We start from the raw sequence: 15017 nt of genomic DNA, 5'->3' as shown, positions 1-15017 counted from the left end.
GATGATTCATATGAGTGATCAAAATCAAGTACTAGACCCTCCTACAGATGAACAAATGAAATTTGGCATAACAGGAATGACTTGTGCATCATGTTCAACTCGTATTGAAAAAGTGTTAAACAAAATGGACGGTGTAGATGCAAATGTCAATTTAGCGATGGAATCAGCAACAGTAAAATATAATGCTGAAGCAGTCAAACCAGAAGAAGTTTTTTCTAAAATTAACAAGCTTGGCTATGGTGTAGTAACGGATAAAGTAGAACTCGATATATACGGTATGACATGTGCCGCATGTTCAACACGAATTGAGAAAGTCGTAAGTAAAATGTCTGGAATTGAATCTGCGCCTGTCAACTTAACGACTGAATCTGCGTCTTTAACATTACAACCAGGTATTGTGACAGTTGATGACGTTATCGCAAAAATTCAAAAGCTCGGTTACGATGCTAAGCTGAAAGAAACGAGAGAAGAGAAGGCATCACATAAAGAAGAAGAGATTAAGGAACGAAAAACGAAACTATTTATTTCGATTTTACTATCTCTACCACTGCTATATTCAATGGTTGGTCATGCACCTTGGGATTTAGGAATACCAATGCCAGCATTTATTATGAACCCTTGGTTTCAATTAATACTTGCTACCCCAGTTCAATTTTACATCGGTGGGCAATTTTACGTAGGTGCATATAAATCATTAAAGAATAAAAGTGCAAATATGGATGTACTCGTTGCGCTTGGAACATCAGCAGCTTATTTCTATAGTGTAGTTGAAGCATTCAAAACAATTGGAAATCCACAATATATGCCTCATTTGTACTTTGAGACGAGTGCAGTATTAATCACACTTATCTTAGTAGGGAAGCTATTTGAGGCACTGGCAAAAGGAAGAACGACTGAAGCCATCTCGAAATTGTTGAACTTACAAGCAAAAGAAGCAACGGTTATAAGAGATGGACAATTAATGAAGATTGCAATTGAAGAAGTTGTTGTGAATGATGTAATCGTCGTTAAGCCAGGTGAGAAAATTCCAGTAGATGGTGAAGTTATCTCAGGACGTTCAACGATTGATGAATCAATGATTACTGGTGAATCGATTCCAGTTGATAAGTTAGTCGGTGATAATGTTATAGGTTCAACGATTAATAAAAATGGAACATTGGAAATGAAAGCAACAAAGGTAGGGAAAGATACAGCATTAGCAGGGATCATACGTGTTGTAGAAGAAGCTCAAGGGTCTAAGGCTCCAATCCAAAGAATGGCTGATATTATTTCAGGTGTTTTTGTACCAATTGTTGTTGGGATTGCTGCAGTAACATTTCTTATTTGGTATATGTTTGTTGCTCCTGGTGACTTGCCACAAGCAATTGAAGTTGCAATTGCTGTACTCGTTATCGCTTGTCCGTGTGCCTTAGGGTTAGCAACCCCAACTTCGATTATGGTTGGTACAGGAAAAGGTGCTGAAAACGGTATCCTTTTCAAAGGTGGAGAGCATCTAGAAATTGCTCATAAGATTGACGCAATTGTGTTAGATAAAACAGGAACAATTACAAAAGGTAAACCTGTTGTTACAGATTATGAAGCAGAAGATGATGATGTATTGTCTTATTTATATACAGCAGAAAAATCATCAGAGCATCCATTAGCAGAAGCAATCGTAGAATATGCAAAAGAAAAGCGTGCTGAAGAATATGCTGTTGAACACTTTGAAGCAATACCTGGTCACGGTATAGAAGCTCGTATAAAAGGCAATCACGTATTAGCTGGAACGAGAAAACTCATGACAAAATACGAAGTTGATTTTCATTCTTTCGAATCAAAACTAGAAACATTTGAAAAAGAAGGAAAAACAGCCATGATGATCGCAATTGATAAACGTTTAGTTGGTATTATTGCAGTAGCTGACACAGTGAAAGAAACAGCTAAAGAAGCGATTCATGAACTACAATCACAAGGCATTGAGGTTTACATGATGACTGGTGATAACGAAAGAACGGCGCAAGCTATTGCACAGCAAGTAGGTATTCAACATGTATTTGCAGAAGTTCTTCCTGAACAAAAAGCAAGTCATGTGAAAGAACTCCAAAACAATGGCAAAAAAGTTGCAATGGTTGGAGACGGAATTAATGACGCACCAGCATTAGCAACAGCAGATGTCGGAATTGCAATCGGTACTGGAACAGATGTTGCGATCGAAGCAGCTGATATTACACTAATGGGTGGTGAACTTACACTCATTCCAAAAGCGATTGACTTAAGTAGAAAAACGATGAGAAACATTCGTCAAAATCTATTTTGGGCATTAGCTTATAACAGTGCAGGTATTCCAATTGCGGCTGTAGGATTATTAGCACCATGGGTTGCGGGAGCGGCAATGGCATTTAGTTCAGTATCTGTCGTTACAAACTCACTTCGATTGAAGAGAGCAAAAATATAAGGGTGTTCAAAATGAGACTTTTTGAACATCAACTAATAAAAAATAGGAGTGAATGAATATGTCAATTACAACATTACAAGTATCAGGAATGACGTGCGGTCACTGTGAGAAATCAGTAAAAGGAGCGTTATCAGAGCTAGAGGGTGTTAGTAACGTAAATGTATCATTAAAAGATGGTAAAGTTGACGTTGAATACAATGAAAATCAAGTAAAAGTAGACGAATTAAAAGAAGCGGTAGAAGACCAAGGGTACGATGTAGCATAATAGAATCTATCATTTTACAACACAACTTGTGTGAACGATATTGCTTACATGAGTAAGAGCCTGTTTTGAATATTTTACAGAACAGGCTTATTTTTTTTTGTAGAGTGTGATAGATAAGAACTAGATATCATGCTGAATTAAGTATGAATAATCGTACCTAGTAGTTTGCTAAATTAGCTTATATATTCGAAAATGGCAAAATTGTTTTCAAGCTGAATTATTTTATCTTTATACTTAGTATTGTTAATAAAATTAGGTAAGTAATTTTCGATATACTTTTTGTTCCAATCTATTAATTCGTTTACACTGTTGATGGTTTCTTTTTTTGTTGAGGATAATAAGCCTGTTTTTCTTTGATAGTACCTACTCCAAATTCTTTCCTCCTGAACTGATAGTGGTGTATGAAGGACAAATATTTTGTCAGCCAATGCAAAACTAGGATCTAACCAAGTGAAATATACACCTTCAATTATCCACGATGGTTGTCCAACAATCTCTTTCAGTTTGTTATCCCTTATAAATACTGGTGCTTTTATCTTGTACTGTTCAGCATTTTTGTCCCAAAATATAGCATCCAAATCATAATGAGGTATACTATATTTTTCACTTAACTGCTTCGCAACAGTGGATTTTCCACTTCCTGATCCACCAATAATGTGTATTTTCATAACATTTCACTCCTTGCAATTCAACACTTGTACTCATTTTTAAGAATATATTCTTATATAAACCTTGATTTTAAAATACATATCTATAATTTTACTATAAATAAAATTCCATTATAGACGTTTTAGCTGAAAAATTTCTAGGGTAAAAATTATTATCATATTATGGTCAGGTTGTGAAAGAAGAAGGAAATATAATAATATAAGCGAAATAGATAGTTATTCACCCGACGTATAAGAAATCTTTACTATTAAATTGTCAGAATTTTAAAATAAAGGAGCCGGAATTTTGGATGCCAAATGTATTAAATTTTATGAGTTTGGAAGCCCTATAGATGTTTTAAGAGTTGAATATAAAGATATTCAATCCCCATTGGATGGAGAGATTCTAGTTCGTATGACAAATCGCCCTATCAATCCATCTGATCTACTGCCTATTCAAGGGGCATATTCTCACCGAATTCCGTTGCCATCTATTCCTGGTTATGAGGGTGTTGGTATTGTAGAGGATGTTGGCCCCTCTGTTTCTCGACAACTTATTGGGAGTCGTGTTCTACCATTAAGAGGGGAAGGTACTTGGCAAGAATTTGTTAAAACACCTGCTCAATGGGCGGTTTCTATTCCAGATTCAATTGAAGATGAGATAGCTGCACAATTATATATTAATCCAATTACTGCTTGGCTTTCTTGTGTAGAAGTATTGGCATTAAGAGCTGATGATGTATTACTTGTAAATGCTTGCGGCTCTTCGCTTGGCCGTATCTTTGCTCAGTTATCTAAGATTCTAGGTTTTCGTTTAATTGCTGTTACTAGAAATAATACATATACGAAGAAGTTACTTGAACTTGGTGCTTCAAATGTAATCAACACATCAGAAACATCCTTAAATAATGCTGTTATGGAATTAACGAATGGGCATGGTGCAAATGCTGCTATTGACTCAGTTGGTGGGAAAGATGGAACCGAATTAGCATTTTGTGTTAAACCTAAAGGCACTTTATTAACGATTGGGCTATTGTCAGGAATACCTATTAATTGGGCTGTGATTTCAGAAGAAGCAAAAGTAAATGTAAAGTTGTTTCATCTACGCCATTGGAATAAGCAAGTGTCTGTTCAAACTTGGCAACAGACATTTGAACGTCTGATAACACTAATTCATGAGAACAGGTTAAAGTTGATGAACCCAGATTCTCACTATGAACTAACTGAGGTTCATGAAGCTCTTCGTAGGACTGAATTTTTCCAAGGTAATAGGGGGAAGGTTTTGTTAACAAGTTAGTTGTATACCATGTGTCAATTGATACTAAGTCTCCAATTTGAATTATAGGAAAGTCAATGAAGTTTAAATATGTGAGGTGCATGGTCAAATTTTGAGTTATTAAGAGTCAGTAATTAATTGGTTCAACTAACCAATTAGTAGGAGAAGAAATAACTATTATATCGATAGATTTTTTACTTCATCTCATTATATGTAAGAAAAGAGTAGGGGAGAATGAACTCCCTCACTCCCATGAAGGTAAGATCCGAAAAATCATACTAGGAAATTGGATAATTGTTTTTAAGTATTTAAAAAATCATAAATATGGTTACTCATTACCTTAGGAAACTGCATCCAAACGTAAGCGTGTTTTGCACCTTGAATATGAGTGATTTCACTGTTTTCTACAAATGAAGAAAATCTGTCAACGATCTTTCTAATCTTTGGATTATTCCACTCTTCATCACTTAGTACAAATAGAATAGGGCATTTAATTTTCTGATAGTATGTCTCAAATTTGAAATCCCAATAGTGTTGAATATATTCCTGCCTTGCATGTAATGGAAAGCAATTTGTGTAATGATCATCTTCTGTTTGCATCATATTATGTTCTACAAAATTTATAAAGTGCTCAGTCCAAATGTTCTCCTCTTGTAGCTGTTTTTTCATGTTATCTATGAATTCGAGTTTTGTGTTAAAAATAGGTCTCTTAAATTCCATTAGTTCTGATCGTAGCTTATTTCTTATTTCTGTTATTTCTTCTTCGCTTCCGTTAAATAATCCATACTCCCCAAATTCGTTATATAGAGCCCCTTCACAAATAATTGATTTAACCAAAGTTGGATGTGATGCTGCAAGGCTTAAAGCAACTTCTGCACCTAGTGAGCTACCAACGATATGACAATTATCAACCTGTAATTCTTCTAATAATAAATACATATCATTTGCCATGTCATCAATATGATAACCTGTTGGTGGACAGTCTGATTGTCCGTGTCCTCTTAATTCTGGAACAATCACATTGTATCTATTCTCAAAATTAGGAATGATACTGTCCCACATATGTGAGTTTCCAGAACTAAAGTGAAGGAAAAGTATCGTTTCTTCTAATTTGTTTGTATATCTGACATGTATTTTTACTGAGTTTTTAAGCTCTATATAATTCGTAATCAATTCTAACTCTCCTCTTCTGAGTTCTACTTTCTGTCTTAGCCATAACTGTCGTATGTTTTTAATTTAAAATAAGAACAATATTACCTAACTTTATCAAAATTGAATGAAATTTCAAATCTACTGGTCTAATCTACAAACGAATCGTGCTGAAATTGTAAAAGAATGAACGTTCATTAATGAAAAAATGAATTATAGTAATATAGTAGATTTGTTGAAATATCTTTATTGTGAAAACAAGGTTTCTTGTTACTTTCTATTCATAGAGATACTGTTTTTAAAGAATCAACTAGAAAGCTTACGCTATTGCATAAAGGAGATAATCATATGACAGATAAATTATTTGGTTTTAGAATTGTAGATAATTTACAAAAAATAGATAAAGATATTAAACGAAATGAGCTAAAATATCATCAAAAAAGAGTGCTTGTCAGTAAAGAATTCACATTTGATGCGGCACATCATTTACACCAATACGAAGGAAAGTGTAAAAATCTTCACGGTCACACGTACAAAGTCGTGTTTGGTATAAGTGGATTTGTAGATGAAATTGGTCTTGTCGTTGATTTTACGGATATTAAGCAGATTTGGAAAGAAGATATTGAAGTTTATCTAGATCATCGTTATTTAAATGAGACGCTGCCAAAAATGAACACTACAGCCGAAAATATGGTAGTCTGGATATATGAGCAGATGAAAACTTCATTAGAAAAAAGACAAGAACAGTATAATGAAGCAAGAGTAGAATTTGTTCGATTGTATGAAACCCCGACTAGTTATGCCGAAGTTAAGCGAGAGTGGATGGAAGACGAGTGAAACGAATGTTCCAAAAGTCTTTTAGTAAAGTTAAGTTTAATTGATTAATTGTACAGACAGGAATGCTTTTCGAATGAGGCATTCCTTTTTATTATATGAAAACATAAATATGTGAAATAGTGGAGCTTAAATTAGGTAATTCATTCTGTCATTAATTTTTTTTATTGTTTAGATTTATGTTAATTATAATTTATATGATAAATCAAGTCATTGATCGATTAACCTCGATGTCTTTTCGAATATATAAAATTATTCCATTAAAAAGAAGTTCAATAGTGAACTTCTTTTTTAGTGTTTATTTCAAAAATTTGTGTAGTCCTAAGAGGGAGATCGTATATTCAGTATATGAGAAGAATTGAAGATTCAAATAAAAAATAGTTAAATTATGAGATATTCTTGTAAAAAATTGAATTACGATTCATTTTTTTGCATGTTTTTAAAGCCTTCCGTACGAATTTCTCACTTTTCCCACTTTTTTATTATCTTTAAATAGTTTATAATTAACAGATAATAGTAAGTGTTTTCATCGGTGGTAATTTAATAGATTATGGCAAACTTATAATGAGAATAGAGAAGGTATGTTCCATGTACGGAAGGCTTTTTGTAACCTGTAAGCGGGAATGTTAACTCTATCTTGTATATGTAGGGGGTAAGTAATTTTATAATGAGCAACTTACAGAAGAAAACAGACATTATATTAATTGGTGCAGGGGTTATGAGTGCGACTTTGGGATCTTTACTAAAAGAATTAGCACCTGAATGGGAAATAAAAGTATTTGAGAAACTTGCAAGTGCAGGAGAAGAGAGTTCAAATGAATGGAATAATGCGGGTACAGGCCATGCTGCATTATGCGAACTAAACTACACTGCCGAAAAGCCGGACGGATCGGTCGACATTAGCAAAGCTACAAAAATTAATGAACAGTTTCAACTTTCACGACAGTTTTGGTCTTATCTCGTAAAAAGCAATCTGATTCGTGATCCGCAGGATTTTATCATGCCAATCCCTCATATGAGTTTAGTACAAGGGGAAGAAAATGTATCATTTTTGAAAAAACGTTTTGAAGCGTTATCAAACAATCCATTGTTTCAAGGAATGGAATTTTCCGATGATCTTGAAAAATTGAAGGAATGGATCCCACTTATTATGGAAGGTCGTACATCGAATGAACCACTAGCAGCTACAAAAATTGATTCTGGTACAGATGTAAACTTTGGTGCTTTAACACGCATATTGTTTGATCACTTAAAGGAAAAAAATGTAGAGATAAACTACAAACACAGTGTTGAGGATCTGAAACGTACGAGTGATGGCTTGTGGGAAGTAAAAGTGCATGATATTGAAAGCGGTAATATTGAATATCATACTGCAAAGTTCGTTTTTATCGGTGGTGGAGGCGGAAGTTTACCATTACTACAAAAAACAGGAATTCCTGAATCCAAACGTATTGGAGGTTTTCCAGTAAGCGGACTGTTTATGGTATGTAACAATCCAGAAGTGATAGAACAGCATCATGGAAAAGTATACGGTAAAGCTAAGGTTGGAGCGCCACCTATGTCTGTTCCACATCTTGATACAAGATATATCGACAACAAAAAATCATTGCTGTTTGGGCCGTTTGCTGGTTTTTCACCAAAATTCTTAAAAACAGGTTCAAATTTAGATTTGATCGGTTCTGTAAAACCAAATAACGTATTTACGATGTTAGCAGCAGGCGCAAAAGAGATGTCACTAACTAAATATTTGATACAACAAGTCTTGTTATCAAAAGAAAAGCGTATAGAAGAATTACGAGAGTTTATACCGAATGCGAAAAGTGAAGATTGGGATATTGTAGTAGCTGGTCAACGTGTGCAAGTAATTAAAGACACTGAAGACGGCGGTAAAGGAACACTTCAATTTGGTACGGAAGTAGTAAGTGCTGCTGATGGATCAGTAGCAGCATTGTTAGGTGCTTCTCCAGGTGCTTCAACTGCTGTTCAAGTTATGCTCGAAGTATTAGAAAGATGCTTCCCACAACATATGTTTGAGTGGAAAGAGAAAATAAAAGAAATGCTTCCATCTTATGATGTCTCATTAGTGGACAACCCAGAACTTTTCGAGGAAATTCTTGCTTCAACGGCAGAGGCACTTAATCTAAACGAAAAACAATTAGTTCATAGTTAATCTTCATCGGTTAATTGTTTCTAAGATGAAAAGAATGAAAAATTGTGTGAATAATAGAACCGTAATGATTTATCACGTTTCAACTAACCATAAATGGAGGATGAAGGAATACCTCCATTTATGGAAGTTTCACTTTATGAATGATGATACCTTTAATCTATTTTTAGATTAAGGGTTCTTTTTTTGTGATTTTTCATTTTAAGGTGAATTAAGCTTTTTTATTTATAGTGATGGACCAGTCATCAACAGTATTGAACTACTTACCTTGCAATTTTGACCGCATATGAAATAAAACCAATTTTAACAAAATTTAGATGTTATATTATGTTTAAAGGGTGGGAGATGCATATGCAAATTAAATTATTTATTGATGAGAAAAATAAAGAAACTGAAGTACAGATTCATACGAATGCTTATACGAATACGATTGATCAACTTATGAAGAAATTAAAATCTACGAATACAGAAGTAATTGATGGGTATTCACAGCAACAAATTTACATGTTGAAGCCCTTGGATATTTACTTTATGTATTCAGAAGGAGCAAAAGTTTATTTTCAAACTGATGAGGATGAATATGAATCAAAGAGAAAGCTGTATGAACTAGAAGAGTTGTTTGAACAAGATTTTGTCCGCGTAAATAAATCAACACTTGTAAATGTGTCTAAAATTTCCTTTATGGAAATGAAAAAGGTAGGAATGATGCAGCTTGTGATGGACAATGGTACAACCGCTCATGTTAGCCGTATGTATTTGAAAGCTTTGAAGAAAAAGTTAGGAATTGGGAGGGAGAAGTAATGAGGAATATCATACAACATGCACTACTAGGAGCGTTGATTGGTTTAAGCGCTTCTTACATCATCATTACGATTGTTTTATTAAATAATCCAACTCGAACGCTTAATGGTCAAGAGCTTCTATTAGAGTGTTTGTTAGCTGTTAGTTTAGGGATAGGATGTGGTCTTGCTTCACTTGTTTTTCAAAATGACCGTATGTCGTTTCTAAGTAAATTAGCGATACACTATGTTGTTATCTTAACACTTGTCCTTATCTGTGGAGCAGTTGGGAATTGGTATGACAATCCAGTAGAAGAACCTGTTGGTTTTCTTATGTTTATTTTGATTCAATTCATTATTTATCTGATCATATATGTGGCAATCTATTGGGCAAATTTGCGAGATGTGAAAGAAATTAATAAGCAATTAAAATAAAATGACAAAGAGGTGAATGTGGTGCAGACAGAAGGAATCATTCAAGTGAGCAATCTACAAAAAACGTATAACCAATTTCATGTAGTAAAAGGAATATCATTTTCTGTTCAAAAAGGTGATTTGTTTGCATTTCTTGGGACGAACGGTGCAGGGAAATCAACCACAATTGATATCTTATGTACGTTATTAAAAAAAACATCAGGCACTGTATATATTGATGGCTATAAGCTCGATGAAAGCAATGAAGAAATCAGGAATAAAATTGGTGTTGTATTTCAAGATAGCTTGTTAGATGATTGTTTGACTGTTTTTGAAAATATCATAACTAGAGGCTATTATTATCGTTTAAGTAAAAAACAACTTCACGAAAACTACCAATTTGTTTCAGAATATTTGAAATTAGATGATATCAAAAATAGGAAATACAAATCATTATCTGGAGGGCAAAGAAGAAGAGCAGACATTGCTAGAGCTTTAATTCATAAACCTAAGATTTTATTTCTTGATGAACCAACTACTGGATTAGATCCGAAAACACGTATTTTAGTTTGGGATGCAATTAAAAGATTAAAACAGGAAACGAATATGACGATTTTTTTAACAACACATTACTTAGAAGAAGCTGTGGTAGCTGATCAAGTCGTTGTATTAAAAGATGGCAGCATCATTTCGGAGGGTACACCTGAACAATTAAAGGACCACTTTGCATATGACAGATTAACAATCTCATTTAAGTCTACGTTTAATGCAGATGTTTGGTTAAAGGAGAACAAGTACTCCTATATGCTAGACAAATCTGCTTATCACTTTCACTTAAATTCAACGATAGAAGCATATGAGATATTGAAGCAACTAGACGGAAATATTGAGTCATTTGAGGTCGTTAAAGGAAGTATGGAAGATGTGTTCATTAACATTATTGAAGAGAGAGGAGTTTCATAAAATGAGTGTTTTAGTACATTTAACGAATAGAAACAATAAAATTTTCCGTCGTGATCGAACACTAGTGCTTCTATCGTTATTGTCTGTTGGTATTGTGATCCTTTTATATGCAGTTTTTTTACAGAAGACACAAATCGATCACGTTGAACAGATCGTGGGCTCGTCACAAGCAGTAAAATCAATGGTAAATGAGTGGATGGTTGCTGGGTTATTAACAATTACAGCAGTGACATCAACTTTAGGTGCTTTTGGAATCATGGTGAGAGATAAAGAGAGTAAAAAAATGTCTGATTTCTTAATAGCCCCAATTTCTAGAGTTAAAATTCAGTTAAGCTATGTTGTTAATGCATTTATTATTGGTTTATTTAACTCATTAGTTGCATTAATAGGCTGTGAATTATTTCTTTTGCTAACAGGTAGTGCAATGCTAAGTTTGGTGAATTTAATGAAGGTATTGGGCATTATCATCCTATTAGTTGCTCTAGCAAGTGCAATTAATTTATTATTAGTCCTTTTCATTCATTCACAAAATGCATTTTCAACACTAAGCACAATTGTCGGTACATCCATTGGTTTCTTGTGTGGTGTGTACGTTCCAATTGGTAGTTTACCAAATGCTGTTCAACATCTCATCATGTATTTTCCAGTCAGTCATATATCCGTTTTATTTAGACAAGTGTTAATGGAAGATTCTATCCAAAAAGTTTTTCAACATGCTAGACCTGAACAAGTTCTTGAATATAAGCTACATCTTGGTGTTGTCTATAAAATGAATAACCAATTGATAAATTATTCAACTAGTATATGGATTATTATTATTTCAATGATATTGTTCATTGCAGTATCAATGGTGACATTTAATAAGCAGAATAAATGACAATATATGCGAACATATTAGGAAGCTTGTTAGGTTGAGTAGGAACTCAACCTTTTTTTATTTTTAAAATCTTTTTGGTTTTGATAATATCACTTTAGTAAGACAGAATAAGAATAGATGTTGAATTACTTCTATTTTATTGCATCCATAACTTCTTTCTCCGATATTTTTGGAAGTTCTTTACTAGCAATATTTCTAAATTTCCACCATGTTTTTTTATACATATGTTTCGGGTTTTGTACATAAACAACTTCACCAGTGTTCTTATCAGTATAGGAATTTAAGAATAGAAGATAATGACCTTCTTTTATGTCTATTCCAAAGCCTTCTATTTGGGAAATAGGCTGCTCATTTATATAGATTTCTACCGTATGTGCTAAACGTATAACATCTCCTTCTGCAATCTCTTTACTTGTTAAGTTTTGATAAATGGTTATAATTTCTACATCATATATCCGTTCTTCTTTTTTTTGATCAGATGATAAATATCTTTCATTCTCTTCATAATGATTGGATATGCTTGCTTTTATAACAAGTTCTGAATCATTACTAATTTCTGAGACAGTTTTATATATTTTTGTTAAACCCATACTTTGTGATGTAGGTTTGAAAGTTTTCTCATAGATCATAAATGTGCAGATTCCTAAAGTAAGTACAATTGCTACTAATAAGATAATTTTATACTTCTTCAATTTCCTCCACCTTAAAAACGAAAAATTAAAGTATACTTCTAAAAAAATTTATTCTAATGTGTTTATTATATAATGTTATTAAATTCGATATATTATATATTTTAACAAAAATTGATAATGTAGGAGATATTATAGTGGGAAAAGAAACTAGGTTCATTGATCAGTTAGATAAAACAGAGGTGAGGTAATGCGTAACTTGTTAAATTTCTTATGGGTTTACTTTGACTTATTTCTAATCATAGTTGCAATTGGTCTTGGTACACTACTTATTAGTACAGTAATAAAAAATATTAAAACATTGTCTATTGTAATGACTATTCTCGTAATTGGAACATTCATCGCTGTAGCGCAAACGGATTACACAACATTTCCTAAGCTTTATGAAGAGAGGCTTAATGAAGGTACGATTGTAAAGAGCATAACAATCGAGATAAATGACCTTTCTAGTAATATGCCAGAGACTATAGCTAGTGTAGAAATAGAAGATGAAGCAATCATCAAAAGTATTTTAGAAGACTTTTCAAGCATGAAACTGAAAAAAGATCGTAATATAGGAGGCATGTTTAGAGAATACATGATTCGGATTCTTGTTGAAAATGAGGTTGGAGAGAAACACAATATCATCAGTACGATTAACTTCGATCTCGATAATAACTATCTTGACATTTATAAAATAACAAGTGAGTCAAATCATTTAGAGACAATTGAATCTCTTATAGATAGTGAGGAGGTTGAGTGGAAGTTTTTTGCTGAGGAGTAAGCTAGATTAGTTAAGTTGAATTTTTATAACGTTTCAACTAACCATCAGTGGAGGGTGAAGGAATACTCCACTGATGAAAATTTCACTTTATATAAATTTTTTTAACCTTACTTTTCTTGCTTATTCATATTATTCTTTAAGATTGTGATAGTTATAACTGTGATGTTTAATTTTTACGAACAATCACTATGTCTTCATGATTTTTCTATTAATTATGCATATGAATGCAAGCCTGCTATGACAAGGTTAACGAAGATTAAGTTAAACATAATGATTGCAAACCCTATAACAGCTAGCCATGCTGACTTCTCTCCATGCCAGTTTTTAGATAATCTTAGATGAAGAAATGCAGCGTAGAAGAGCCATGTAATTAAGGCCCATACTTCTTTAGGATCCCATCCCCAGAAACGAGTCCAAGCAATTTGTGCCCATATCATAGCGAATATTAAAGCACCAAGAGTGAAGATTGGAAAGCCAATTAATACAGAACGGTAACTGATCTCATCTACTAAATCAGAACTAACTTTACGTGCTAGCGGATTTAATATTGCAGCAACCCTTTTCCTCGTTATAAGTCTTATAAATCCATAAATGAATATACCAACTATGACTGACCAAGCTACAGAGTTTAATTTTTTAGCATTAATAATTACTGGTGATGTTACCAAAGGGTCCATTACATCCTTAGAAATACTTTCCCCTTGGTTTGGACCAATCAATGGAGGCAACGTATATGAAAACTCGGAATCTATCCCATTCTTATCAACCCAATTTAAAGTAACCTCATAATCTAGTGAAGAAAATAGCGTTGAAACGATAGCAAAAGATAGTGTACAGATCAACGTGAACATAATAGCTTCTAACCAAAATGTTTTATGGCTTGGTTTAGTTTGATCAACATGTTTGACTAAATATATTAAACCTGTAATAAAGCTAATTGCCAGTATAGCTTGCCCTAATGCGGCAGTTGTTACATGAATATATAACCAATGGCTTTGAAGTGAAGGAATTAATGGCATGATCTCTGTTGGAAACATACTTGCGTAAGCGATCAGTAATATAGCTACTGGCAAAGCAAAAACACCTAACAAAGGAAGTCTATAAATGAAGTAGAAAAGGATGAATGCTCCGACTAATCCCATTCCAAAAAAAGTTGTGAACTCAAATAAATTACTTACTGGAGCATGCCCAGAAGCAAGCCAACGAGTAATAAAAAATCCTAGTTGAGAAAAGAAGCCGAATATAGTTATCGTAATTCCTAGTTTTGACCACAAGTTGATTTTCTTGCTTTTTTGATCTGACTTTTTAATTGAACCAGCAAATAATATGGTTGCTATCAGATAAAGAAAAAAAGCTATATATAGTAGATTGCTACTTAAGCTTAGTAAAGTCATGAAATATCGCTCCTTTGTTATTTTTGAAAGTGTCGAATAACAACTGTTGATAATTTTACAGTATATTTACATTTTGGTAAATATAACTAATTTGATGTGTGGAATATACTCTTAATTTTTGAACCTCAAAGTCTAAGAGAATGAGAAAAGTTCGTGCGGGTGAAATGATTTACAATTCTTTAGACTTTAAATGTATTATTTATGGTTTTGGAAAGTCTCTTCTGTATGTTTAAAGGTCGTATTACTACCCTATATTACTAAAGTTGGGTACTAAGGAAATGTTATTGAAGAGTTCCGAGCTGTTCATATCTCTTACTATTTAATTTTAAATAGAGATGGATTTTCTTTATGAGCATCTTTACGTTA

General features: G+C 33.2%; 14 protein-coding genes. 10 read left to right on the top strand and 4 right to left on the bottom strand.

Annotation, left to right across the window (positions count from 1 at the left end; translation table 11 throughout):
• Nucleotides 1-10: 10 nt before the first annotated feature.
• Both BFG57_RS03805 and copZ read left to right on the top strand, forming a co-directional pair.
• Entirely contained in the window at nucleotides 11-2434 is a 2424-nt protein-coding gene (locus BFG57_RS03805; RefSeq protein WP_281186602.1) for a heavy metal translocating P-type ATPase, read from the top strand.
• Nucleotides 2435-2492: 58 nt separating this feature from the next.
• Nucleotides 2493-2699: a copper chaperone CopZ gene (gene copZ, locus BFG57_RS03800; RefSeq protein WP_069716142.1), complete on the top strand. Its 207-nt coding sequence runs from the start codon at nucleotides 2493-2495 to the stop codon at nucleotides 2697-2699.
• A 173-nt stretch (nucleotides 2700-2872) separates the two neighbouring features.
• Here copZ and BFG57_RS03795 read toward each other — a convergent pair whose 3' ends face one another.
• Nucleotides 2873-3367: a P-loop NTPase family protein gene (locus BFG57_RS03795; RefSeq protein ID WP_069716141.1), complete on the bottom strand. Its 495-nt coding sequence runs from the start codon at nucleotides 3365-3367 to the stop codon at nucleotides 2873-2875.
• A gap of 286 nt (nucleotides 3368-3653) precedes the next feature.
• On the opposite strand from BFG57_RS03795, the gene BFG57_RS03790 reads away from it, so the two are divergent.
• The gene (locus BFG57_RS03790) at nucleotides 3654-4643 is read left to right on the top strand and encodes a zinc-dependent alcohol dehydrogenase family protein (protein ID WP_069716140.1); all 990 of its coding nucleotides are present in this window, start codon (nucleotides 3654-3656) and stop codon (nucleotides 4641-4643) included.
• 279 nt (nucleotides 4644-4922) lie between these two features.
• Here BFG57_RS03790 and BFG57_RS03785 read toward each other — a convergent pair whose 3' ends face one another.
• The gene (locus tag BFG57_RS03785; RefSeq protein WP_069716139.1) at nucleotides 4923-5795 is read right to left on the bottom strand and encodes an alpha/beta hydrolase; all 873 of its coding nucleotides are present in this window, start codon (nucleotides 5793-5795) and stop codon (nucleotides 4923-4925) included.
• 324 nt (nucleotides 5796-6119) lie between these two features.
• On the opposite strand from BFG57_RS03785, the gene queD reads away from it, so the two are divergent.
• The 6 genes from queD to BFG57_RS03755 all read left to right on the top strand — a co-directional run bounded on the left by queD (nucleotide 6120) and on the right by BFG57_RS03755 (nucleotide 11805).
• Nucleotides 6120-6608: a 6-carboxytetrahydropterin synthase QueD gene (gene queD / locus BFG57_RS03780; protein ID WP_069716138.1), complete on the top strand. Its 489-nt coding sequence runs from the start codon at nucleotides 6120-6122 to the stop codon at nucleotides 6606-6608.
• A 664-nt stretch (nucleotides 6609-7272) separates the two neighbouring features.
• Entirely contained in the window at nucleotides 7273-8775 is a 1503-nt protein-coding gene (locus BFG57_RS03775) for a malate:quinone oxidoreductase (RefSeq protein WP_069716137.1), read from the top strand.
• Between the two features lie 348 nt (nucleotides 8776-9123).
• Nucleotides 9124-9573: a LytTR family DNA-binding domain-containing protein gene (locus tag BFG57_RS03770; protein ID WP_069716136.1), complete on the top strand. Its 450-nt coding sequence runs from the start codon at nucleotides 9124-9126 to the stop codon at nucleotides 9571-9573.
• The gene (locus tag BFG57_RS03765; RefSeq protein WP_069716135.1) at nucleotides 9573-9986 is read left to right on the top strand and encodes a DUF3021 domain-containing protein; all 414 of its coding nucleotides are present in this window, start codon (nucleotides 9573-9575) and stop codon (nucleotides 9984-9986) included. The genes BFG57_RS03770 and BFG57_RS03765 overlap by 1 nt, the downstream gene beginning before the upstream one ends.
• 18 nt (nucleotides 9987-10004) lie before the next feature.
• Nucleotides 10005-10928, top strand: a complete 924-nt coding sequence (locus BFG57_RS03760; RefSeq protein WP_069716134.1) for an ABC transporter ATP-binding protein — start codon at nucleotides 10005-10007, stop codon at nucleotides 10926-10928.
• Between the two features lies 1 nt (nucleotide 10929).
• On the top strand, nucleotides 10930-11805 hold the full coding sequence (locus tag BFG57_RS03755) for an ABC transporter permease (protein ID WP_069716133.1): 876 nt from the start codon (nucleotides 10930-10932) through the stop codon (nucleotides 11803-11805).
• A gap of 131 nt (nucleotides 11806-11936) precedes the next feature.
• Here the strand turns inward: BFG57_RS03755 and BFG57_RS03750 are convergent, their stop codons facing one another.
• Nucleotides 11937-12497 (bottom strand): hypothetical protein, encoded by a 561-nt coding sequence (locus tag BFG57_RS03750; protein WP_069716132.1) that lies wholly within the window; start codon nucleotides 12495-12497, stop codon nucleotides 11937-11939.
• A gap of 187 nt (nucleotides 12498-12684) precedes the next feature.
• On the opposite strand from BFG57_RS03750, the gene BFG57_RS03745 reads away from it, so the two are divergent.
• Entirely contained in the window at nucleotides 12685-13257 is a 573-nt protein-coding gene (locus BFG57_RS03745; RefSeq protein ID WP_069716131.1) for a hypothetical protein, read from the top strand.
• Between the two features lie 212 nt (nucleotides 13258-13469).
• Here BFG57_RS03745 and ccsB read toward each other — a convergent pair whose 3' ends face one another.
• Complete coding sequence (gene ccsB / locus BFG57_RS03740) at nucleotides 13470-14651, bottom strand: c-type cytochrome biogenesis protein CcsB (RefSeq protein ID WP_069716130.1); 1182 nt, start codon at nucleotides 14649-14651, stop codon at nucleotides 13470-13472.
• Nucleotides 14652-15017 lie beyond the last annotated feature (366 nt).

Origin of the sequence: Bacillus solimangrovi, assembly GCF_001742425.1 — a bacterium.
Classification (GTDB): domain Bacteria; phylum Bacillota; class Bacilli; order Bacillales; family Bacillaceae_N; genus Bacillus_AV; species Bacillus_AV solimangrovi.
Note: the sequence above shows the minus strand (reverse complement) of the source record. Positions and strands in the feature narration are given on the sequence as shown.

What these genes read in the sequence shown, in the direction of transcription:
- BFG57_RS03795 (WP_069716141.1), bottom strand. Translation starts at nt 3,367, where the DNA reads ATGAAAATACACATTATTGGTGGATCAGGAAGTGGAAAATCCACTGTT.
- BFG57_RS03770 (WP_069716136.1), top strand. Translation starts at nt 9,124, where the DNA reads ATGCAAATTAAATTATTTATTGATGAGAAAAATAAAGAAACTGAAGTA.
- ccsB (WP_069716130.1), bottom strand. Translation starts at nt 14,651, where the DNA reads ATGACTTTACTAAGCTTAAGTAGCAATCTACTATATATAGCTTTTTTT.
- BFG57_RS03805 (WP_281186602.1), top strand. Translation starts at nt 11, where the DNA reads ATGAGTGATCAAAATCAAGTACTAGACCCTCCTACAGATGAACAAATG.
- BFG57_RS03775 (WP_069716137.1), top strand. Translation starts at nt 7,273, where the DNA reads ATGAGCAACTTACAGAAGAAAACAGACATTATATTAATTGGTGCAGGG.
- BFG57_RS03755 (WP_069716133.1), top strand. Translation starts at nt 10,930, where the DNA reads ATGAGTGTTTTAGTACATTTAACGAATAGAAACAATAAAATTTTCCGT.
- BFG57_RS03745 (WP_069716131.1), top strand. Translation starts at nt 12,685, where the DNA reads ATGCGTAACTTGTTAAATTTCTTATGGGTTTACTTTGACTTATTTCTA.
- queD (WP_069716138.1), top strand. Translation starts at nt 6,120, where the DNA reads ATGACAGATAAATTATTTGGTTTTAGAATTGTAGATAATTTACAAAAA.
- copZ (WP_069716142.1), top strand. Translation starts at nt 2,493, where the DNA reads ATGTCAATTACAACATTACAAGTATCAGGAATGACGTGCGGTCACTGT.
- BFG57_RS03765 (WP_069716135.1), top strand. Translation starts at nt 9,573, where the DNA reads ATGAGGAATATCATACAACATGCACTACTAGGAGCGTTGATTGGTTTA.